Genomic DNA, 22,275 nt, shown 5'->3' on the forward strand with positions numbered 1-22,275 from the left:
TAAAATTAGATGGCAATTGCACCAGTAATAAGAGCAACAATTGTCATTACAATGGTTGTGCCAAAAGCCCAGATGAAAATAAATCGTTGATGATCAGCTAACTCTACTCTGGCTAATCCTAGTAGCAAAAAGGTAGCTGCCGTTAAAGGACTGAGAGGGAATCCAGTTGTCATCTGCCCTAATATAGCTGCACGACCAATATTTTCAGCGGCTACCCCGTAGTTGGCGGCTGTTTCACTTAGAACGGGTAGGATACCGAAATAATAAGCGTCTGGTGTAAATACGAGACTGAGGGGCATGCTTGTAATGGCAACAATGAGGCCCATAAAGGAACCAGTACTTTCAGGTATTATGGATACAAGTGTATTTGCCATTGCTTCAATCATGCCTGTGCCTGAGAGAACACCAGTGAAGATACCCGCAGCGAATATAATGGATACCACTGTGACCATGCCTGTAGCTTGTTCAGTTATTCGTTCTTGTTGGTCTTTAGGGTTCGGGTAATTTAGAATTAGAGCTAGAGCAAAGGCAACCATAAAAATCACGGGTAGAGGGAGCCATACCTTTACTAATGCAACAATGGTTAAAATAGTAAGAAGGAAGTTGAGCCAAAGAAGTTTAGGTCTTCTTGCCTTTTTTTCCTCTTCGCTTAATTCCTGATTAAAATCATATTGAAAGTTCTGAATACCGATGCGATTCCTTTCCTTCTTACCGAAGTAATAACTAACAAATAGCACCCAAATAAGCCCAGCGATCATAGCGGGAATCAGGGGATTGAATAATGTTGCCGTATCTATACCAAGTGCACTTGATGCGCGTGCAGTTGGACCGCCCCATGGAACGATATTCATTGTCCCAGCACTAAGGGCCACCACACCTGCGAGCACAAGTCGGCTCATTCCTAAACGTTCATATAAAGGAAGTAAAGCAGGAATCGTGATGAGGAATGTAGAGGCACCCGAGCCATCTAAATGTGTGACCATTCCAATAATGGCTGTACCGATGACTATTTTTAACGGATCCCCTTTCACAAGTTTTAATATTCTAGAAATAATTGGATCGAAAAGACCTGCTTTACTCATGAGACCAAAGAAAAGAATGGCAAAAGCAAGCATAATCCCTGTTGGTGCCACAGAAGTAACTCCTTCAAGAATCATCGCGCCGAGACTGTTCAAGTCAGTTGTGAAAAGCCCAAAGAAAACTGGGACTAATATTAAAGCGACAATCACAGACACTTTTTTCGATAAAATTAAATATAGAAAAATTGCGATGGTTAAGAACCCCATGATGGATAACAAATAAAAACCTCCTTAACTGTATTAAGCGCTTACATTTCGTTATGCATGATTTATGCCAAAAAATAAGCCTTGATAGGAAAGGGATTTTTTAAAATGATGGATTGTCATTTCTAAAGAATTAGAAACATGAAGGTTTAAAAGAGCCCTTCATATCAGTGATAGCGTAATTTCTAGAATGTTAGAAAAGGGTTTATAATTTCTAATTCCTTAGAAAGCAGGCTTAAATATGATATTTCGTTAATTTGTTATATAAGGAAGCAAGTGATATACCTAAGATTTTTGCCGCTTTCTTTTTTCCTTTCACTGTCGTCCCTGTTTGATTAAGTACACTTTGTATGGCTGTTCTCTCTGTATCATTCAGTATCTTTTCTAGCGGCTGGAGCGTTATTGATTGTTGTTGCGTTGCATTAAACGCTTTCTTGATTGTGTCAGGTAGATGTTCCTGGCGAATGACTTGATGATCACACATGCTAATGGCGTATTGAATCGCATTCTTCAATTCTCTGATATTCCCTGGCCAATGGTAGTGTTGAAGGATAAAAATGGTTTCTGGATCAAAAGTAATGTGTGCTTCATTTTTTAATAAAAAGGCGATGATTTCTGTAATATCATTTCTTCTTTCCCTAAGAGGCGGTATGGTTAAATGAACCGTATTAATTCGATAAAAAAGATCTTCGCGGAATCGTTCTTTTTCTACCATGCTTTGCAATTCTTTATTCGTTGCTGCAATTACTCGAACATCAACCGTTTGTTCCTCGAGACCACCAATTTTTCTAAAAGAGCCCTCTTGTAAGACCCGCAAAAGCTTGGCCTGAAGCTCAAATGACATATCACCGATTTCATCGAGAAACAGCGTGCCGTGATTGGCAAGCTCAAAGAGCCCAATCTTTCCGTCGCGGTTAGAGTCAGTAAAAGCTCCCTCCTCATAGCCAAAAAGCTCGCTTTCTAATAAGGAGCTTGGGATAGCAGCGCAATTAACTGGAACAAAGGGTGCTACACGTCTCTTACTTTCATTATGGATGGCCTGTGCGAAAAGCTCTTTGCCAGTACCAGATTCACCGGATAATAAAATATTCATATCTGTTTGTGCGGTTCTTTTGGCTTGTTCTATCGTCTGCTTTAATTGGACATCACTACCGATAATATTTGCAAAGGTGTATTTTGCCTGATGAATTCTACCAACAGCTCTCTCAAGCATAGTGACTCGTTTACGACTTTTTTTCAGCTCTTTATTTAATCGATAAACTTCAGGAATACTTTTACAAACAGAAACGGCACCAATGATTTTCCCTTGATCCCAAATGGGAGCCATATCCACAACATATTCCATTGTCATTTCTTTTCGGAATACACCTTCTCGTGCCAAGCCGTCTTTTAAAACAGTGGGCAGAAGTGCTCCTGGTCGTACCTCTTGTAATAGCTTTCCTACTATCTGTTCTGCACTGACACCTGTAATATGTGTATACTCCTCATTTATTAATTGCACCACACCAACGTGATCGATTACCAGAATTCCATCATGAATGGCCTCAATAATCCCTTCAAGCCAGCCAATCTTATTATTTTGTAATTGCATGATTCTCAACTCCTTAAAAAATACGGAATATTTAAATTATATGGTAATTGGAGAATTTGTACTACCTACGAATCTAGTTGTTTAAAACACCATAGAAAATTCCCTGAGAATGAGATGAAGTCAACGCAATTGTTTTAATGGGACGCTTTTCTGCTAAGAAATATTTGCAGACTTAAGATAGCAACCTGCAAATGAGGGTACTATTTGAATAGTGATGGGTTTGACAGATGAGAAAACACAAAGGTTTGTGATACTTATGGTAAGATTTCAACATACGTAAGAAAATTTTAAATATAAGATTGAAGTGTTGGAGGATTAATTTATATATGAGTAAACTGCATTTTAAAGATATAGATGTTACGAATGAATTTAACGTTAGAAATATAAAATTAAAGTCTGGACAAGAAAAGTTCATTGAAACCGTAGATGAATGTTTAAATGAAGCGAATGCCCATCGAGAGTGGCATCCAGTGGCTATATATTTGGATGAAGAAATGATCGGATTTGCTATGTACGGTTCTTTTGGTCCTAATAAAGAGACTTGGATTGATAGAATAATGATCGATGAAAACTATCAAGGCAAAGGCTATGGGAAAACTGCGATGAAGAAACTTATTGATATCGTTTCAAAAGAATATGGGGTAAACGTGATATATTTAAGTATCATTGATGAAAATAAAACGGCCTATCGCTTATACGAAAGTATTGGGTTCGAATGTATGAATGAAAGGGACCCTGACAATGGGGAACTCTTATTTAAGTACACAGTAAATGAGAGCAAATAAAATCTAAACCCTTTGCTTTAAATGTAGAACAACCTCTTAAAGACACAAAAAAGCTTTGAAATTGTTAATGTCCCCTTTAAGTAGACATTCAAAAAAACCTTCATGTTACCATGAAGGAAAGAATGCTACTTGGAGGGGATTTTTCTATGGCAAAGAAAGGACAAACTTTTAATAGTTATTCGGAAGAGTTTAAACATAATGCCGTCATGAAATATGTGAATGGGTCTAAAAGTTATAAAGCATTGGCAGAGGAACTGGGAATCCGTCACTGCAGCCAGCTTAAAGTGTGGGTTAAGAAATGGAAAGAAGGAGCCCCGTTTGATGAGCGTAAAGGAGTTTCTAATCCTTTAAAAGGCAGGCCTAGGACTAAATTTAAGTCGGTTGAAGAGGAAAGGGATTATTTGAAAGCACAAGTTGAATTTCTAAAAAAGCAGTATCCAAATCTGGTAAAGGAGGAGAAAACCCCAGACGAATGAAATATGAATTGGTGGATGAGTTAAGGGTTACCTATCCGGTCTCCTGGCTGTTGGAGATTGCCTATATCAAACCGGCAAGCTACTACAAATGGAGAAAAAACAATCATAAACGAGAAGAAAAAGTTAGGGATGAACAAGAGATTCGAGAGCACATTTTGGGCATACATTTCATGCATCCCGAATATGGACGACCCCGTATTACAGACGAATTAAATGAAAACGGGTATTTAATTAATCACAAAAAGGTCTACCGATTGATGGCGGCAATGAACATCCAATCAGTCATCCGAAAAAAGAGAAAACGACATGGTCATATTCCTTCTAACCTCTTTCCTAACCGTCTGAAAAGGAAGTTCAAGGCGGTAGGACCTAATCAAAAAATGGTAACGGATATCACATTTGTGTCTGTTGGCGAAGAATATTATTATTTATCGGTCATACAGGATCTCTTTAATAACGAAATAGTAAGTTGGGAGCTAGCCCAAAGAAATGATTTGGAACTTGTGTTAAAAACGGTAGAGAAATGGACAAAGAAAAAAGACGTGGCTGGAGCCGTTCTCCATTCGGATCAAGGCTTCCAGTACACGTCAAAAATATACAGCAACCGATTAAAGGATTATGGCATCGAAGGCAGCCACTCTCGCAAAGGAAACTGCCTGGACAATGCCTGTATAGAATCATTCTTTTCACACCTCAAAACCGAGAAGCTGTATATAAGTAAGTGTAAGGGAGAAGTAGAGCTAGAGCAAGCTCTTGAGGATTACATTTACCATTACAATTACAAACGAAGACAAAAAAAACTAAAGAAACGCGCGCCGATTGAATATCGACACGCGCTCACTGCTTAGCTTTTTATGTTGTCTACTTGACAGGGGCAAGACCAAATCCAAAGCTTTTTTGTGTACTAAATATTTTGTTACTTCACTTGATAATTGATGTGCGAAGTCATTTGCAATTTGGGTTGGGATATCAGCTCTTACTTAGAAAGGCATAGGTTCTCAACAGGTTCAGCCTCTCTCATTCTCGATTTCCATTTTAATAGGGCGCTACTGTAGTTAAAATAGTATAACTTGTCATATCTTATTCTTAATGAAAAACTTGAAATAAGCGATTGACAGCTTCTTTTATTTTATCCTCTGGCAAATTAGCAAAGCCAATTACAAGGTTAATCAACCCGCTTTTTTGTTTGTTTTCTGTTAATAGGAAACGTTTCATTGTATAGATTTCTAATCTTAGTTGTCGTGCTCTTTCCTCGATTTCCTCATAATCTTTATTACTCTTAATGTGAATGAAAATATGAAGTCCTGCTGGGATATTATCGATTTGGAGATTGTCTCCAAATCGATTGGCTAGCTCTTTTATTAATATTTTTCTCTTTGTTTCATAATAACTATTCATTCTCTTCACATGTTTTTGATATCCTCCACTTTCAATAAAATAATGCAAGGCAAATAGGTTAAGGGTGTTACTAGGCTGCATTAGATCGGCATATTTGTGGCGATAGATTCTTAAGAGTTTTGGTGGTAACACCATATAACTAATACGTAAGCCGGGTAGCATTGTTTTTGAAAATGTTCCTATATAAATTACGCGCTGATTTCTATCTAGGCTTTGTAGGGATGGGATATTATCTGTTTCATATTTGAACTCACTATCATAATCATCTTCAACGATATAACGATCCTCCCCTTCAGACGCCCAATTTAATAATTCAATTCGTCTAGAAATAGGCATGATGATACCTGTAGGGAATTGGTGGGATGGGGTGACAAAAACGAAATGAGAGGGTTGGATTTCCTTGATTTTAATTCCTTTATTATCCATGTTTACTGGAAGTACTTGAAATTTCATTCTTTCTAGTAATTTATATAATCGCTGATATCCTGGGTTTTCTATACTTATTACAGAATTTTTATTCTGAATATCCATTAATTGTCTAATTAAAGAAATTGTACCATCTCCAATCACGACCTGTTCAGGTTCACAAATAACTCCTCGGTTGAAGGCAACTAAGCGAGCAATTGTTTCTCTAACAATATAAGGACCTTGGGGATGAATAATTTCTGAAAGCTCATTTTGATGCACTAAGATGGCTTTTTGTTGACTTCTTATCCATTCTTTAAATGGAAAATCCGAAGTATTAGCTGTCATATGGGACAGTGAAATCCAACCGCTTTTATCGGTTACACTTTCTTTTAAATCTGCTGGTAAGGGGTTAAGTATTTCTTCTTGACTGACAAATGCCTGTATCCGTTCGGCAAAGTATCCCTTTCTTTCTAATGTGTATATGTATCCTTCTGCAAGTAATTGATCATAGGCGTTTATTACAGAGTTTAAGCTTACTTTTAGTTGATGAGCTAGAACTCTTTTAGGGAGCAATTTTTCATTTGGTTGAATTCGTCCGATTAGTATGTTTTTTTTTATTTCTTCATAAATCTGTTGATAGATGAACTTTTCTTTTACCTTCTTATCAATCGACAAATATATCATATGATCCTCCTTGAATATTTGGTACCATAATTTTTTCATTTTTGGTTCTTTTTATTATACCAGTAAGGTGTCAGACTATTGATATGATTTAATCAATTATTTAATAAAAAAGGAGGATTTATATGAATTCGACTGATTCAATAACTAAAGAATTGCAAGATAAACGTATGAAGTATATTCCAAAAGGGGTAAGCAATGGGAACTTAAGTATTGCCCAAAAGGCCTCGAATGCCACAATTATTGATATGGATGAAAAGGAATGGATTGATTTTGCCGGGGCGATTGGCACGCTAAATGTTGGTCATTCACATCCGAAAGTGACAGCAGCGGTGAAAGAGCAAGTAGACAAATTTTTACATCCTGGTTTCAATGTTATGATGTATGAGGGATATATTCATCTTGCAGAAAAGCTCTGTAAACTCACTCCTGGAACCTTTGAAAAGCAAGCTATTTTATTTAATTCAGGTGCTGAAGCAGTTGAAAATGCAATCAAAATTTCACGTCGATATACTGGAAGGCAAGCTGTAGTGTCATTTGTTAGAGGTTATCATGGGAGAACAAACCTTACAATGGGCATGACAAGTAAAGTTAAACCCTATAAATTCGGTTTTGGACCTTTCGCACCTGAGATCTACCAAGCTCCATTTCCGTACATGTATCATAAGCCTAGTGAGATGACAGATGAAGCATATATTCAGATGGTAATTGAAGAATTTAAAGACTTTTTCATTGCAACTGTTGCACCTGAAATGGTCGCTTGTATTGTGATGGAGCCAGTCCAAGGTGAAGGGGGATTTATTGTTCCACCAAAACAATTTGTACAAGCAGTATCTGACTTTTGTAAAGAACATGGCATCGTTTTTGTAGCAGATGAAATTCAGACGGGGTTCGGTCGTACAGGAAAATTATTTGCTATTGAACATTTTAATGTCACTCCGGATTTAATCACCGTTTCTAAATCTCTTGCAGGTGGACTCCCACTAAGTGGTGTAGTTGGTAGAAAAGAAATGCTAAATATTGCTGATCCAGGTGAATTGGGGGGGACTTATGCAGGAAGTCCGGTGGCTTGCGCAGCTGCGCTCGCTGTCATTGACATATTAGAAGAAGAGAACTTAGTTGTAAGAGCCGAAATATTAGGTCAAAAACTAGAAGCAACTAGTAGAGAGCTTGCTTTAAAGCATGAGTATATAGGAGATATCCGCCGTTTAGGAGCAATGGTTGCCATTGAAATTGTTGAGAACAGAAGGAGTAAAGTACCAAACAAAATAATAACAGCTGAAATTATAAATTATGCAAATCGAAATGGCTTATTACTTCTTTCGGCAGGATTAAAAAGCAATGTCATTCGCTTTTTAGCGCCATTAGTCATCACGGATGAAGAGTTAGAAAGAGGACTGTCTATTTTAAAAAGAGCTTTTCAATCAGTAGAGTAACGTTATATAAAAAATTTAAAATAAAGGTGAGCAAAGTGAAAAATACTTACAAAGTGAATAACCCTGCTACAGGAGAGTTCATATCAGAAATTGAAATGAATACAAAAGAAGAAATCAATCTCGCATTGAAAAAAGGACATAATGCCTTTAGAAAATGGTCACAGGTGAATGCTCATGAACGTTCAGATTTATTAAAGAAATGGATGGATAACATTCAAGCACATAAGGCGGAAATTGCAGAATTGATGACTCGTGAAAACGGTAAACCGATAAAAGAATCATTAGGTGAGGTAGATTATGCATCTAGTTACATCGCTTGGTATGCTGAGGAAGCAAAGCGCACATACGGACGTACGATTCCATCCCATAATGAATCCAAAAGAATTGTTGTGACGAAGCAGCCAGTAGGGTTAGTTGCTGCTATCACCCCTTGGAATTTCCCAGCGGCAATGATGACAAGAAAAGCGGCACCTGCTCTAGCTGCTGGGTGTACATTTATCGTCAAACCTGCAGAAGATACACCATTAACGACGATTCGACTAATCGAACTGGCCCATGAAGTTGGCATTCCTGTTGACGCTATACAATATGTCATCGGTGAAGGAAAAGAGATCGGTGAAATTTTCACAAATAGTGAATTTGTACGTAAGATTACTTTTACTGGCTCTACTCCTGTCGGGAAAACATTACTTAAAAATAGTGCGGATACAATAAAGCATGTGACGATGGAACTAGGTGGGCATGCGCCACTTATTATTGCCGAAGATGCTGATTTGGATTTTGCCGTTTCCCAAACCATCGCTTCTAAGTTTCGAAATGCTGGACAAACTTGCGTCTGTGCCAATCGAATCCTCGTGCATGAAAATGTAATGGATGAATTCGCAAATAAACTAACAACAGAAGTGACGAAGTTAAAAGTAGGTAACGGATTGGACGAGGGCGTAGACATTGGGCCGATTATTAATGAAAAAGGCTATACAAAAATTATTGCTCAAGTGAATGATGCGATTAGTAAAGGTGCAGAGGTATTAGTGGGCAATGAATATAATGCTAATCATCAAATCAATACTTACTTTGTCTATCCAACTGTTCTCAAAAATGTACAATTAGATATGAAAATTACACAAGAAGAAACATTTGGCCCAGTAGCACCACTTATCTCGTTTAAAGAGCTTGAAGAAGCGATTGAAATCGCAAATAGTACACCATATGGTCTTGCTGCCTATTTCTTCACAAACAATTATAAAACGGGTATCTATTTACATGAACGTTTGAACTTTGGCATCGTTGGCTGGAATGATGGTGCTCCTTCTGCAGCACATGTTCCTTTTGGTGGGATGAAAGAAAGCGGACTGGGGCGTGAAGGGGGCACTGAAGGGATTGAACCTTATTTAGAGACGAAGTATTTGTCTATCGGTGATTTATAGATTTTCTATCAGGAGAAGAAATTGAAAGGTGTTTTTTGGCAGAATACGAAAACGAACAAAATTTTTTGAAGTGCCCCCTAAAAGTTAGAGACGGTTATTTCATTAAGGTAGCTCGGTAGAAAATGGGTTCGGTATTACACCGGACTCATTTTTCAATTGTAGCTCAGGTATCTAACAATTGGAGTACAGTTCATTTTATTTTTGTTCGTTTTATTAGAGTGTTGGTGTGATTTTAAAAGAATCATCGTGAGATATTTATGTCGTTTAGTTTAATTGGTTTTAGGCAATCCGTTTTCATTTGGTCAAGCCACTTCTTAATTTTGACACCCGATATAATGTCGCCGAATACCACTCCTTTATAAACAGAATTCTCATACAAGTACCTATTTAAGTAATTTAATATTATATTTTCGTATACGTCTCATTAATAGAGATTGGGTAACACCTAATGCTTTTGCTGCTTTTCGAGTAGATTCTTCTTGATCTAATGCTTTAAGAAGGATATCTTTCTCAATCATTTCTAAATACTCAGGCATCGTTTGCCCTTTGACTGGATAAGTGAATGAAGTAGAATCTAAGGTTTTTTGCAACATTTTTCTTGGTAAATCATTCATAGTGATATTTTGTTCAGACAATACAACTAATTTTTCTATTAGGTTTTCCAATTCCCTCACGTTTCCGGGCCATTTATAGGAATGAAAAGTCTTTAAAACATCTGGCGAAAAAATCTTATTGGTATGATACTTTTCATTAAATTTCCTTAAATAATAGAAGGATAAATCTGTAATATGTTCTTTTCTACCACGGATAGGGGGGAGCTTAATTGTAAGGATATTTAGACGAAAGTATAAATCAGCTCGGAATTTTCCTTCTTCTACCATTTGATCGAGTTTTCGATTAGTTGCAGCTATAATTCTCACATTTGCTCTTTTATATTGTCTTCCACCAATAGGTAAGTAAGTTTTGGTTTGTAAAAAATGTAATAGTTTGGCCTGGAGGTGGATGGGGAGTTCACCTATTTCGTCTAAAAATAATGTACCACCTTCTGCAGCTTGAATAAGGCCCTGTTGCCCAGTTTTGTTTGCCCCTGTAAAAGCTCCTCTCATGTACCCGAAAAGCTCTGACTCTAGCAAACTTTCAGGCATAGAAGCACAATTAATTTGTATAAATGGTTGACTATGTCGGTTACATAATAGGTGAATCCTCTCTGCTGTTACACTTTTTCCAGTCCCTGTTTCTCCAATAATTAAAGCAGTTGTATCTACTCTAGAAATTTTATTAATAATATTTTCAATCTCATTATCAATCATTTGTTCCTTTTGTTCAGGATTAGATTGTCTAGTAGATAGGTAGAGTTTCTTAATCTCTAAACTATATTTTTCTAGTAACTCTTCTGTCTCTTTTAATCGTGAGGAGGTCTTTACTGCTTCGGTTATGTCTCTGCAGTGAGCAACAACTGCAATGACTTGTCCATGCTCTTCCTTAACTAGATGTCCAGTAGCAATAAACTTTCGACCATCTCTCATCTCTTGAACAGTACTTATATTCTTTTTTGCTTCTAATGCAAGTCTGGTGACTGAAGGAGTGAAGACTTTCTCTTTCTCTAGTTCTTGTACACTTCTACCAATGAGCTTCTCCTTTGGAATATTACACATTTCTTCACTTGTAGAGTTTACCCATAAGGTCATACCGTTTTTATCTGTAATATAAACAGCGTCATTGATTGAGTTTAAAATTTCAGAGAAAAATTCAGGTCTCAATTGAGCAATTGCGTGAAGTCTCTTCAAATTGACCCTCCTTTAGTGAGTTGTATTCGAATCACCCCTTCAAAAGAAGAAATTCAAATGGTTTAAGTGAATTGAAATCAACTCAAAGCGAGTCGATATTAAAGAAATTATAACAAATATTTAAAATTTTCTCTATAAATAAAGGGTCAATTGTTACAATCACTTGGCATGCTAATTGCATCTTACTCATTAAAAGAGAAGGAGTGGCTAGGATGAGTCAGCAATTAGCAGAAATTAATATTCAGCGTTTAATGGGAACGATTGAGGAAAGTGCGGAAATTGGAAAGTTACCTAATGGAGGGATTTGTCGTTTGACTTTAACTGATGAAGATAAGGTCATGCGAGACTTATTTTATCAGTGGTTGTTAGATGCCGGTTTGGAGATCAGAATAGATGACTTCGGAAATATGTATGGGCGTCGTGAAGGAGAAAGGGATGAATTAGCACCTGTCTTAATTGGTTCCCATTTAGATACACAGCCCAATGGTGGTAAGTTTGATGGGATATTAGGAGTTCTTGGTGCATTGGAAGTTATTCGAACTTTAAATGACCTGGAGTTAAAAACAATGAGGCCAATAGAAATTGTTAATTTTACGAATGAAGAAGGCGCACGTTTTGAGCCAGCAATGTTGGGTTCAGGTGCAATGACAAATGTTTTTTCTAAGCAAGCCGTTTTAAATAAGACCGATCAACAGGGGAAGGTTTTTGGTAGTGAATTACGGAGGATAGGTTATGAAGGGACTGAGGAAAATCGAGCTAAAGATATTTTTAGTTTTCTAGAGTTACATATTGAACAAGGTCCTATTTTGGAAGATAGTCATAAAGCAATCGGTATAGTGTCGGGTATCCAAGGCATGAACTGGATAGAAGTAACGGTGAAAGGTGAAACGGCACATACAGGCACAAGGCCGATGGTTAATCGAAAAGATGCCATTCTACATGCAGCAAAACTAATAACAAGAATCTATTCATTAGCAGCGGAGTATCCGGATTTATTAATTTCAGTAGGCCGGATAAATGCCTACCCGAATGTGATTAATTCTGTATCCAGTGAAGCTAAATTTTCAATTGATATTCGTCACCCTAATAACAAAACACGCAAACGATTTACTAACCAATTAAGAGAGACTTTAAGCATGATGACGTTAGTTGAAAATATGGAGATACAAATCACTGATATAGCTGACGTTGAAACAGAGCACTTTACTGATAGCATAATAGATGTCATTCAAACGGCTGTTGAGAAGTATGGTTACTCTTACTTAAACATGCAAAGTGGAGCTGCTCATGACGCGAAGTATTTAAACAAGGTAGCACCTACAGGAATGATATTTATCCCAAGCATTAATGGGGTAAGTCATTGTGAGGAAGAACTCAGTGAAGCAGTAGATATCGAAAGAGGTGTTCAAGTATTGCTTCATAGCGTTATCACACTCGCAAATAAAGAGAATCTAATATAAAAATTAAGGGGGCTAAGGTAAATGACTAAAAATACAAAAGATGTAGTGAACGAGGTTTTTGAAACAGTTGAAAGCTTATGGGATGAAGAAGTTGAATTTTTACAAAAATTAGGACGTTATCCTTCCACTTTAGGAAATGAGACAGCCATTCAAGAATACATCGCTACCTTTTTACAAAATGATTTACGTTTAGAGGTAGAAGAAATGATTCCTGATCCGAAGCAACTTGGTGCTCATCCAGGTTTTTCAACCCCTGAATGGTCGTATAAAGGCCGTCCAGTTGTTGTGGGTAAGTATGAAGCACCTGGTGAGAAAGATGGGAAAAGTATTATCTTACAGGGACATATTGATGTTGTAAGCCCAGAACCAATGACAAAGTGGAGTCATGACCCGTGGGGTTCTTCAATTGTTGGAAATAAAATGTATGGTCGTGGTATTGCAGATATGAAATCTGGTGTAGTTGCTATGATCTATGCCTTAAAAGCTGTACGGGAGGCAGGAATCATTCTTTCTAATGATGTCATTATAAAGACAGTAATTGAAGAGGAATGTACGGGAAATGGTGCATTGGCTGCTATAGAGGCTGGGTATCGAGCAGATGCTGCGTTAATTCCTGAACCTTTAGGGCAAAAAGGATTAATCGGTCAAGTGGGTGTAATATGGGTACGAATCAAAGTAACAGGGTTGGGAGCCCACACAGAAAGAGCAGAGCAATCAATCAATGCAATTGTTAAGTCCTATATAATGGTTCAGGCACTATTAGACTATGAAGAAGCCATTAATAGTAAAGAAAATCACCCCATATTCGCTGATCACCCTCATCCATTGAATGTAAATATAGGAAAAATACATTCAGGAGATTGGCCATCTACGGTACCGTCAGAATGTATTATAGAAGCAAGAGTAGGTTTTAATCCGGGTATCGACCCACAAGATGTGAAGGAAGAGTTGAAGACATTTTTATTAGCTGAAGCGAAGAAAGATCCTTGGCTGATGGAAAATTTGCCTGAAATTACATTCTATGGGTTTCACGCAGGTGGGTTTGTCATAGACCCCGACCAGGAAATTTTTCAAATACTTGGTGAAGCACATGAAATTACTGAAAATAAAAAGCTAGAATTTAGTACATTTACGGCAACAACGGATGCTAGATTTTACAATTTGTATTACGATATCCCATCCACATGCTATGGTCCGACAGGAGGAAATTTGCATGCACCTGATGAATGGGTGGATTTAGAAAGTGTTAAAAGAGTAACTAAGACATATGCTGCTTTCTTGCTAAAGTGGTGTAAATATAAAGAATAATTTTATGGGGGGATAGTAATGTATATTGGTGCATGGCTGCTTTTCGGAAGTGCGATTTTTACAAGTGTGCTAGCTTCTGTCATTGTCATTAGAATATTAAGAAAAGAATATTTACCCGTTATTCAAAAATTAGAAAAAGAAGACGGTTCTACAACAAGTGAGAAAGATGACATAACGAAGGAGGCTTAGGATGGAAAAAATAATCTTTTTTATAGTTATAGCAGTTTACATTATTGCGGGTATTATTGTAACAAGATATGTAAAAAGTAAGGATGATTTTTATGTGATGGGTGAAAAGGGTTCAACACTTCTCATCGTAGGAACATTAGCAGCCACTTATCTAAGTGCTGTAACATTGTTAGGTCTTGCAGGAATGAATTATAGCGAAGGTCTTGTAGCACATGCAGGTTTTGGTTCTTTCGGTGCATGGTTGGGCACGTTATTTGCGGTCATTTATATAGGTAGAAAGATGAAAGCAATTGAATGCCAAACGCTTCCTGAGTTCTTTGAAAAAAGATTTAAAAATAAAACAGTTACGGTCATCTCAACAGTTATTATGATTATTGGTTTATTAGCTTACGGAGTCGTTCAGCTTATAGGTGCAGGGGTGGTCTTATCTGAAATATTAGATATTCCGTTCCCGATACTAATATTGCTATTCACTTTTGCCCTCTTAATCTTCAGCGCAATGGGTGGAATGTATGGTGTTGTTATAACAGACACATTGATGTTTTTTACAATGCTAGCTATTTCAATCATTATATCTCCGATTATTATAGGACAAGCTGGTCTCGATCAGATTAAGAACTTAGGAGAAGTAATTCCTAACTACTGGGGAGTTACTGGTGCGGAGAATCGTCCATTTGGATGGATATTCTCTCAATTTTTAATGTGGATATTATTTTTCACATGCACACCGTCACTTGTATCTAGAGTGTTCCCTGCGAAAAATGATTTTGTTATACTAAAAACAGCAGTTATTGGTGTGTTCTTTGCTCCTGTTATGCAATTACTTGTCTTTATTGCAGCAGCAGCCATGCAAGTACTTCAACCCGGAATTGAGCCTGCTGACCGTGTATTTATTGTTGGGATGATGGAATATATTCCTTCTGGTCTTGCGGGGATTGGCCTTGCAGGGTTAATGGCATCCATTATGTCTACGGCTTCAACACTTTTTGTTTTAACAGGTTTTGCATTAGCTAAAGACTTATTTGAAAATGTCTTACATAAGGAAATGAGTGATAAGCAAAGTTTAATTCTAGGGCGTGCTGCTCAAGTGTTTGTCGCTATTCTTGTTTGTATTATTGCCATTATTCAACCATCGTCAATATTCTGGATTTCCATATATGCAGGTTCGATTTTTGCTGTGGCATGGTTGCCAACAATTGTTGGGAGTCTTGAATGGAAGAGAATGAATAGTAAAGCAGCAACAGCTAGTATGACTGTGGGCATAATCTCTTATATCCTATTTGGGGAACTTATTCGCTGGAAAATAGTCTCATTCCCAACGGGTTTTGATAATTTCTATTTAGCTATTATACTTTCTATACTTACTTTGATGATGGTTGGATATTTAACCACACCATCAGAGTATGAGTTGCAATACTATCAAAAGCTAAAGAATGCAAAATTATCTACATTAACTATTCGGAATATACTTAAAAATCCGAACGGTTTAGCCCAACTCAAACGTGAATATAAGCAAACCTTTATCATTGCTATTTCTTTTATTGTGATTTCAGTTGTGCTATGGGGCTATTTCCTTGTAAAGCTAGGGATGTAATTCCTGTCTTAGCAGGCGAAGGTAATAGAAAAAGTCTCTCTCTACAAAAAACATTGATTGTGGAGAGAGATTATATAAAATACATTAATAACTAACGATTATTCTTCTTAAACCGACCATGAATATTATTCCACTTATACGTACCAGCTTCGCTAAATTCATACAGTTCCATTGATAAAGCAAAATAGCGTTGATCATATAGTTCCTTGAAGTGATCCTTCATCATAGTAAAGAGTTCGTCACATACAGCTGCCTTTACCTGCTCACTTCGTCCGGAGCCGATTTTGAGGGTTGCATGAACGAAGGCATCGTCTGCCTGACCATCTGCAATATAATAGTCTTCTAGCTCAATGGCTCTTGAACGGATTCCGCCTATCGGAAAAGTAGGCGATTTACTGATGAGGATTTTGTTCGCTTTCTCTAATAAGGCGGGAATATGTGCAGCGCTTTTGATGTTGCTCGTATATTCAATAATGAAATGTGGCATAAAAATCCTCCTTTCACTGATAGACAGGTTCGCTTATAATGGTGTTCTTGAGTCGGCCGATGCCTTCGATTTCAGTGATGACCGTGTCTCCCACTTTCGTATCGACTGAACCTTTTGGTGTCCCAGTGAGAATGATATCGTTTTTATTGAGTGTCATGAAACTGCTTAAATAGGCGATGAGCTTTGGAATACTAAAAATCATATCTTTCGTTGTTCCTTCTTGGACGACACTGTCATTTACATAGGTGCGTAAAGTGAGATTCATTGGATTTTTTATCTCATCTGCACTGACAAACCAGGGGCCGATGGGTGTCAATGTATCACGATTTTTCACACGTAGGTTTGGGCGATAGTAGTTTTCTAAATAATCGCGGATGGCGTAATCATTGGCCACGGTATATCCAGCGACATAGTTATAAGCATCCTTTTCTTGTATATTTTTACCAGATTGACCAATGACTACTGCTAATTCACATTCATAATGCATATAGGTAACATCGGCAGGGCGGAAAGTTTCCCCGTTATGACCGATAAGTGTATTAGGTCCTTTTAAAAAAACGAGGGGCTCTTTCGGTGCGTTAAAAGAAAGCTCTGCCGCATGATCGGCGTAGTTGAGTCCTAATGCAAAAATCGTTTGTGGCACAATAGGAGGGAGCCAAACGACATCATCTTCTGAAACGATGGCGCCAGTATCTAATTGTAGCTTACCGTACCATTCTATTGCCTCGTGGATATTCCCTTTATAGGCGACACGTGCGGTTTTCATATCGTATTCTCCTTTACTGGTTGTTTTGTGATAATAACTTGGTTTTCAAGTGAGCCGATGCCAGCAATCGTTATTTTGACAACATCCCCATTACGAGCAAGTGGAGGGTTTTCTGGTACACCGACTAGTAATGTATCGCCTTCAAATAAGGTCATAAAGGAAGTAACCTCTGCGATCAGCTCAGCGACGGGGCGGATTAAGTTTCTAGTTGTTTGCTGTTGCTTTAACTCTCCGTTGATATGGATGGTAATATCTAAGTCGTCAGGGTTCGCCAGCTCTTTTCGATCAACAATCCATGGACCGATTGGACAGAATCCGTCTTGCGCTTTTTCCTTGATGGCAGGACGGTAAACACTGCTATGTGGAATACTGACATCATTAGCAATTGTGTAGCCCAAAATATAATTTTGTACTTCTTCTTTTGATACGTTGCTTGCTTTTTTACCGATGACTACTGCAAGGGCAGCGCCTATTTGTAAGGTATCTTCTTCTTTTGGCATAGGAATGCTCGCTTGATGGTAATTGATTGTATTGACTGGTTTGATATAAAGAATGGGTGCTTTCGGTGGTTGTTGGTAAGGGCTTTCATAAACAGCTGAACCAAGTGCTTCTAACTCACCTTTGTAATTAAGTAATGTTCCGTAAATCGTTCCAGATACTGGGGGATGGACGACAAGCTGTTCAATTGGGGTTGTCTCTTCTCCTCGGGTTATTAGTTGTTTAGTAGAATCGACATAAACCTCTTGTAAAAAGAATTGTCCATTATATCTCATCATTGCTTTCATCAATGTGATCAACACTCCTTTAACAAAATGGGTGATTAAATCATAATAGATTACAAGTTATTTTTCAAATTGTTAAAATAGTCAATTATTTTTTGTTAATGTAATGATTTAACGTAAAAAATAGAGAAAGTAAGGAGCTGAGTGGGTTTTCACAAGATAATCTGGGAGATCTATACTTTTTTTATATTTAAAACTAATGAAATTGGTATTTTTCTATATTTGGATGGTCATGATAGAGTGATTTTTGAAAAGTCTCTATAAAAGACTGAATTTTTAGATAAATAATTAAATAAGGATGTGATCGTCCATGCAAAATGAAGTGCGTAATCATCAATCCCATGTAAGTAAATATGATCGAATAGCAGGGATGGATGAATTTCGAGGGTTAATGGCAGAAAAGAAAAAGTTTATTATCTCGTTTACGCTGTTTTATGTTGGTTACTCATTACTCTTGCCCTTTCTAGCGTTGTATACGGATATATTAAATGTCCATGTTTTTGGAGAAGTGACACTTGCTTGGTTATATGGTGTTTCTTTTATCCCTGTTTCCCTTTGGGTGTGCAATGTTTATGTGAAACGGGCCGCTCATTTTGATGAAGTGGTGAAAAGTATGTTAGAAAAGGAGAATGTATAACATGGATATTCAGGTTATTATCCTTTTTTCAATTATTACCATTGGTACCTTGCTAATCACGTATTTTGCTTCGAAGAAAACAAAGACAGCTGGTTCTTTTTATACAGCAGGGGGTGGATTAACTGCTAGGCAAAATGGTTTGGCTTTAGCAGGTGACTTTATGTCTGCCTCGACCTTTTTAGGGTTAATTGGCGCCTTTGCTCTGTCAGGTTTCGATGGATTCTTCCTTATGTATCCTGCATTACTATCCTTCTTAGTGATTTTATTTTTAGTAGCTGAACCTTTACGAAATTTAGGTAAGTACACATTAGGTGACATGATTACTGCACGTTACCGTTTCAAACAGGTGCGCGCGGTCACTGCGATTAACACAATTGTTATATCCATTTTTTATATGCTTGGACAATTGGTAGCTGCTGGTGCTTTGTTCAAATTGTTATTAGGTATTCCATTTCATATCTCAATCATTATTGTTGGTATTGGTATGCTCACATTTGTACTCTTCGGTGGAATGACGGCAACGAGCTGGGTTCAGATAATTAAGGCGATTTTACTCGTGGGCGGAACCTTTATTTTGTTTATCATGGTGATGTGGCAATTTAGTTTTAACTTCATTGGGATGTTTGCTGAGATGAAAACTGCTACACCAGTTGGAGCCGATTTCTTAAACCCTGGGGTAAAGTATTTAAGTGGATTGGATGCAGCTTCATTGGTGTTAGGATTGTTGCTTGGGGCTGCAGGCTTACCGCATATTTTAGTCAGATTCTTGACAGTTCCCAATGCCCAAGTAGCGCGTAAGTCCGTTGTTTGGGTCATGTGGATTATGGGGTGTTTTCATTTTATGGTGATCTTCTTAGGGTTTGGTGCAGCGAAGTTAGTAGGAATGCCATCCATTATTGAAGCCAATCCAGCTGGTAATATGGCGGCACCATTATTGGCGCAACTTGTTGGTGGGGATTTGATGTTTGCCTTCATTTCAGCGGTTTCATTTGCAACGATTCTAGCAGTTGTAGCGGGGATTGTTGTGACAGGGGCAGCTGCCTTTTCTCATGATTTGTATAATGAAATTTTCAAAAATGGACAAGCGACAGAGAAGCAGCAGATGAACATGGTTCGCTTAGCTTCAATAGTGATTACGGCGGTATCCATCGTACTCTCTCTTTCTTTACAAAGCTTCAATGTTGCCTTCTTAGCTTCCCTTGCTTTTACTTTGGCAGCAAGCTCGAATCTTCCAGTTATTTTATTTACGGTATTCTGGCGAAAATTTAATAAAACGGGGGCGGTTTTCGGCATGTTAGTCGGTTTGCTAGGGACGCTTACACTCGTTGCCTTAAGCCCGAATGTGTGGAATCCTGTACCAGGTGCGGCGCTCTTAACAGGCGAAGCTATTTTCCCGCTTTCTTCACCAGGTATCGTTTCTATCCCACTTGGTTTCTTAGCTTGTTACATTGGGACGAAAATTGGTGCCAAGAAAGCAGCTTTGGAAGAGGATCGCTATACAGAAATATTAGTAAAATCACATACAGGTAGCGATGTGAAAGGTGTAATTAAACATTAAATATTGGTGAACGAGATACCTGGTTGTTGGCGGGTACCTTGTTTTTTTATGAGGAGAGATGTTACGGCTATTGTAGGAAGAGGGGGAAATGAGAGTGACGCCAAAAGAGAAATTGCGGCTCTCAGTTCATCAAGCGCACCAAAAAAAATCACTGTCTCTCCCGGTAAAAAGGAACTGTGAAAATCGCCTCTCCCCAGTTCGAAACCAGATATACCCATCTAACCAAATCCAATCAAACGTTTGTTTGAAAGGTCTCTATCATTCGACGGGCACTTTTCGATAGGTAACGATTTTTCAACCAAATAATGGCCGATTCCGATTGAATGGTTGCATCTTCTAGCTCTATGACAATCGCTTTATCTGCATAATAGGATTGCAATGTAGACTTAGGTACTATTGTTGCACCAACCCCAGCAGTAACAAGAGATAAAAGCATAGAGGCATCGGGACATTCCAAAATCACTTTCGGTTCAAAGCCGTGACGACGGCATTCATTTGTGACGATTTCGAATTGACCTTTGCCATTGATGCGATGGAGTAAGAGTAATGGGAAGTTTTTGATATCTATCATTTTGATGGAGGTCTTGTTGTGGATATGTTGTTGCCATGATTCTGGAATGACTAGTACGTAAGGTTCTGTTGGAAAGCGAATCATCTCAATATCATCCATCTCTAGCGGAAGGCGAGTGACAGCTAGTTCGATTTCGCGATTTTTCAACAGCTCGCCAATGTAGTAAGTATCGCCTTCTCTTAACTGAAAGGTAACAAGAGGGTATTTTTCACGAAACGCCCGTAGGCGGTCTGGTAAAAAGGCGAAACAAGATTTGCTCGCACCAATAGAAAGCTTTCCTTTCACGCCTTCATTTGTTTCTTTGACTTCGTTTTTAGCTTCATCTAACTCAGATAATATTTGTAAGGCACGTTCATAAAGGACGCTACCTGATTTGGTCAGTTCCATTTTCCTACCAATGCGATCGAATAATTTAACGTCTAGTTCTTCTTCTAGTTGTTTCAGTTGGTGGCTAAGTGGTGGCTGTGCCATATGTAACTTCTTTGCTGCACGTGTGATTTGCCCTTCCTGAACAATTGTACAAAAGTATTGCAGCTGCTTTATGTCCATCTTGCTCCTCCTTGAAACGATACTTTTTTTATATCCAAAACAAACAAAAACAATATTTTTTATATAATCTAACACATGTTAAACTGCAAATGAAAGAGCTTACAATAAAAATATTCAAAAATTTCAGAAATAAACTTAAAGAAGGAGTGTTTGTAAATGACGAAGTTTGCTGAAGTAAAACAAAGATTAAGAGGTTCGATTGCACCGATTATTACACCATTTCATGAAGATGAATCGATAGACTTTGACTCATTTAAAAAGCTCATCCATTGGCATATTGAAAGCGGAAGTCATGGTATTTCTGTTACAGGAACAACTGGAGAACCAAGTTCATTAACAATCGATGAACGATTGAAAGTGATGGAAGTGGCGAAAGAAACAATTAACGGAAGAGTACCATTTGTACCAGGTACAGGCTCAACAAACCATCAAGAAACATTGTACTTAACGAAAAAAGCAGCGGAGATGGGTGCAGATGCTGCCCTTATCATCGTTCCTTATTATAATAAACCTTCGCAACATGCGCTTTATAAGCACTTTAAACTTGTCGCTGAATCCGTACCAGATCTCCCCCTCATCGTTTATAACATTCCAGGTCGAACAGGCACAAATATGCATGTGGAAACACTTGCGAAGTTGAGTAAAGATTGCCCGAATATTATTGGTGTAAAAGAATCGAATAAGGACTTCGAACATGTGAACCGTGTACTACTGAATTGCGGTCGTGATTTCCTACTTTATTCAGGAATTGAACTGTTATGTTATCCGATGCTAGCCATTGGTGGCGCAGGACATATTAGCGCAACAGCAAATATTGTCCCAGATAAAGTGGCAGCGATTTATGATGCATGGAAAGCTGGCGATGTAGAACAATCGCAAAACTTGCATTACGAACTCATGCAGTTGAATGATGTTTTGTTCAAAGATACGAATCCTGCACCATTAAAAGCAGCACTTGGTCAAATGGGCAAAATTAAGCCGGTACTTAGACTGCCGATGGATTTACCAACGCAGAGCTTGCAAGATGAAATTGCAGAAGTCTTAAAACATTATGTGGACCTTCCTGGCGGTGTCGTGCAGAAGTAAAGTGATTTAAACAAGG

The 22,275-nt window shown here is 37.9% G+C and carries 20 protein-coding genes; 12 read left to right on the top strand and 8 right to left on the bottom strand.

The annotated features are described in order from the left end of the window. Window positions 1-5 precede the first annotated feature (5 nt). Both MKX29_RS11260 and MKX29_RS11265 read right to left on the bottom strand, forming a co-directional pair. Window positions 6-1,298 (bottom strand): CitMHS family transporter, encoded by a 1,293-nt coding sequence (locus MKX29_RS11260; RefSeq protein WP_224936659.1) that lies wholly within the window; start codon window positions 1,296-1,298, stop codon window positions 6-8. A gap of 220 nt (window positions 1,299-1,518) precedes the next feature. Further along, window positions 1,519-2,874: a sigma-54 interaction domain-containing protein gene (locus MKX29_RS11265; protein WP_341105547.1), complete on the bottom strand. Its 1,356-nt coding sequence runs from the start codon at window positions 2,872-2,874 to the stop codon at window positions 1,519-1,521. A gap of 326 nt (window positions 2,875-3,200) precedes the next feature. Here MKX29_RS11265 and MKX29_RS11270 point away from each other — a divergent pair, with 326 nt between their 5' ends. The 3 genes from MKX29_RS11270 (at window position 3,201) to MKX29_RS11275 (ending at window position 4,983) form a co-directional block, all read left to right on the top strand. Then, the gene (locus MKX29_RS11270; protein ID WP_251162246.1) at window positions 3,201-3,659 is read left to right on the top strand and encodes a GNAT family N-acetyltransferase; all 459 of its coding nucleotides are present in this window, start codon (window positions 3,201-3,203) and stop codon (window positions 3,657-3,659) included. 146 nt (window positions 3,660-3,805) lie between these two features. Further along, entirely contained in the window at window positions 3,806-4,135 is a 330-nt protein-coding gene (locus tag MKX29_RS24500) for a transposase (protein ID WP_251161713.1), read from the top strand. Further along, window positions 4,132-4,983 carry an IS3 family transposase gene (locus MKX29_RS11275; RefSeq protein WP_445662694.1) on the top strand — a complete coding sequence of 284 codons (852 nt, stop codon included), beginning with the start codon at window positions 4,132-4,134 and terminating at the stop codon, window positions 4,981-4,983. The genes MKX29_RS24500 and MKX29_RS11275 overlap by 4 nt, the downstream gene beginning before the upstream one ends. A 238-nt stretch (window positions 4,984-5,221) precedes the next feature. Here MKX29_RS11275 and gabR read toward each other — a convergent pair whose 3' ends face one another. Then, window positions 5,222-6,625, bottom strand: coding sequence for a MocR-like transcriptional regulator GabR (gene gabR / locus MKX29_RS11280; protein ID WP_341105549.1), 1,404 nt, complete (start codon window positions 6,623-6,625; stop codon window positions 5,222-5,224). Window positions 6,626-6,747: 122 nt separating this feature from the next. Between gabR and gabT the strand changes: the two genes are divergently transcribed. Together gabT and MKX29_RS11290 are read left to right on the top strand one after the other, a co-directional pair. Then, on the top strand, window positions 6,748-8,058 hold the full coding sequence (gabT, locus tag MKX29_RS11285) for a 4-aminobutyrate--2-oxoglutarate transaminase (protein ID WP_341105551.1): 1,311 nt from the start codon (window positions 6,748-6,750) through the stop codon (window positions 8,056-8,058). A gap of 35 nt (window positions 8,059-8,093) precedes the next feature. Then, a complete protein-coding gene (locus tag MKX29_RS11290; protein ID WP_289434780.1) occupies window positions 8,094-9,485 on the top strand; it encodes an NAD-dependent succinate-semialdehyde dehydrogenase in 1,392 nt (463 codons plus the stop codon). Window positions 9,486-9,868: 383 nt separating this feature from the next. Here the strand turns inward: MKX29_RS11290 and MKX29_RS11295 are convergent, their stop codons facing one another. Continuing rightward, the gene (locus MKX29_RS11295; RefSeq protein ID WP_224937295.1) at window positions 9,869-11,272 is read right to left on the bottom strand and encodes a sigma-54 interaction domain-containing protein; all 1,404 of its coding nucleotides are present in this window, start codon (window positions 11,270-11,272) and stop codon (window positions 9,869-9,871) included. Between the two features lie 212 nt (window positions 11,273-11,484). Here MKX29_RS11295 and MKX29_RS11300 point away from each other — a divergent pair, with 212 nt between their 5' ends. Genes MKX29_RS11300 through MKX29_RS11315 form a run of 4 tightly spaced genes read left to right on the top strand, consistent with a single transcriptional unit; the run spans window position 11,485 to window position 15,823 of the window. Then, window positions 11,485-12,732 carry a M20 family metallo-hydrolase gene (locus MKX29_RS11300; RefSeq protein WP_341105556.1) on the top strand — a complete coding sequence of 416 codons (1,248 nt, stop codon included), beginning with the start codon at window positions 11,485-11,487 and terminating at the stop codon, window positions 12,730-12,732. Window positions 12,733-12,753: 21 nt separating this feature from the next. After that, window positions 12,754-14,040 (top strand): ArgE/DapE family deacylase, encoded by a 1,287-nt coding sequence (locus MKX29_RS11305; RefSeq protein WP_341105558.1) that lies wholly within the window; start codon window positions 12,754-12,756, stop codon window positions 14,038-14,040. Window positions 14,041-14,058: 18 nt separating this feature from the next. Beyond that, window positions 14,059-14,229 carry a hypothetical protein gene (locus MKX29_RS11310; RefSeq protein ID WP_224937292.1) on the top strand — a complete coding sequence of 57 codons (171 nt, stop codon included), beginning with the start codon at window positions 14,059-14,061 and terminating at the stop codon, window positions 14,227-14,229. A gap of 1 nt (window position 14,230) precedes the next feature. Then, window positions 14,231-15,823 carry a sodium:solute symporter family protein gene (locus MKX29_RS11315; protein WP_224937291.1) on the top strand — a complete coding sequence of 531 codons (1,593 nt, stop codon included), beginning with the start codon at window positions 14,231-14,233 and terminating at the stop codon, window positions 15,821-15,823. Window positions 15,824-15,914: 91 nt separating this feature from the next. Here the strand turns inward: MKX29_RS11315 and MKX29_RS11320 are convergent, their stop codons facing one another. Genes MKX29_RS11320 through MKX29_RS11330 form a run of 3 tightly spaced genes read right to left on the bottom strand, consistent with a single transcriptional unit; the run spans window position 15,915 to window position 17,861 of the window. Beyond that, the gene (locus MKX29_RS11320; RefSeq protein ID WP_341105561.1) at window positions 15,915-16,310 is read right to left on the bottom strand and encodes a 5-carboxymethyl-2-hydroxymuconate Delta-isomerase; all 396 of its coding nucleotides are present in this window, start codon (window positions 16,308-16,310) and stop codon (window positions 15,915-15,917) included. 13 nt (window positions 16,311-16,323) lie between these two features. Next, the gene (locus tag MKX29_RS11325) at window positions 16,324-17,076 is read right to left on the bottom strand and encodes a fumarylacetoacetate hydrolase family protein (RefSeq protein WP_251162244.1); all 753 of its coding nucleotides are present in this window, start codon (window positions 17,074-17,076) and stop codon (window positions 16,324-16,326) included. Next, window positions 17,073-17,861: a fumarylacetoacetate hydrolase family protein gene (locus tag MKX29_RS11330; protein ID WP_341108252.1), complete on the bottom strand. Its 789-nt coding sequence runs from the start codon at window positions 17,859-17,861 to the stop codon at window positions 17,073-17,075. Before MKX29_RS11330 ends, MKX29_RS11325 begins: the two co-directional genes overlap by 4 nt. A gap of 307 nt (window positions 17,862-18,168) precedes the next feature. Here MKX29_RS11330 and MKX29_RS11335 point away from each other — a divergent pair, with 307 nt between their 5' ends. Together MKX29_RS11335 and MKX29_RS11340 are read left to right on the top strand one after the other, a co-directional pair. After that, entirely contained in the window at window positions 18,169-18,495 is a 327-nt protein-coding gene (locus MKX29_RS11335; RefSeq protein ID WP_251162242.1) for a DUF485 domain-containing protein, read from the top strand. A 1-nt stretch (window position 18,496) separates the two neighbouring features. Beyond that, window positions 18,497-20,053 carry a solute symporter family protein gene (locus MKX29_RS11340; RefSeq protein WP_251162241.1) on the top strand — a complete coding sequence of 519 codons (1,557 nt, stop codon included), beginning with the start codon at window positions 18,497-18,499 and terminating at the stop codon, window positions 20,051-20,053. Between the two features lie 232 nt (window positions 20,054-20,285). Here the strand turns inward: MKX29_RS11340 and MKX29_RS11345 are convergent, their stop codons facing one another. Beyond that, window positions 20,286-21,173, bottom strand: a complete 888-nt coding sequence (locus tag MKX29_RS11345) for a LysR family transcriptional regulator (RefSeq protein ID WP_224937288.1) — start codon at window positions 21,171-21,173, stop codon at window positions 20,286-20,288. A 156-nt stretch (window positions 21,174-21,329) separates the two neighbouring features. Here MKX29_RS11345 and hpaI point away from each other — a divergent pair, with 156 nt between their 5' ends. After that, window positions 21,330-22,259, top strand: a complete 930-nt coding sequence (gene hpaI / locus MKX29_RS11350; RefSeq protein ID WP_095371699.1) for a 2,4-dihydroxyhept-2-ene-1,7-dioic acid aldolase — start codon at window positions 21,330-21,332, stop codon at window positions 22,257-22,259. Window positions 22,260-22,275: the final 16 nt, after the last annotated feature.

The organism is Cytobacillus sp. FSL R7-0696 (assembly GCF_038006865.1).
Classification (GTDB): domain Bacteria; phylum Bacillota; class Bacilli; order Bacillales; family Cytobacillaceae; genus Cytobacillus; species Cytobacillus kochii.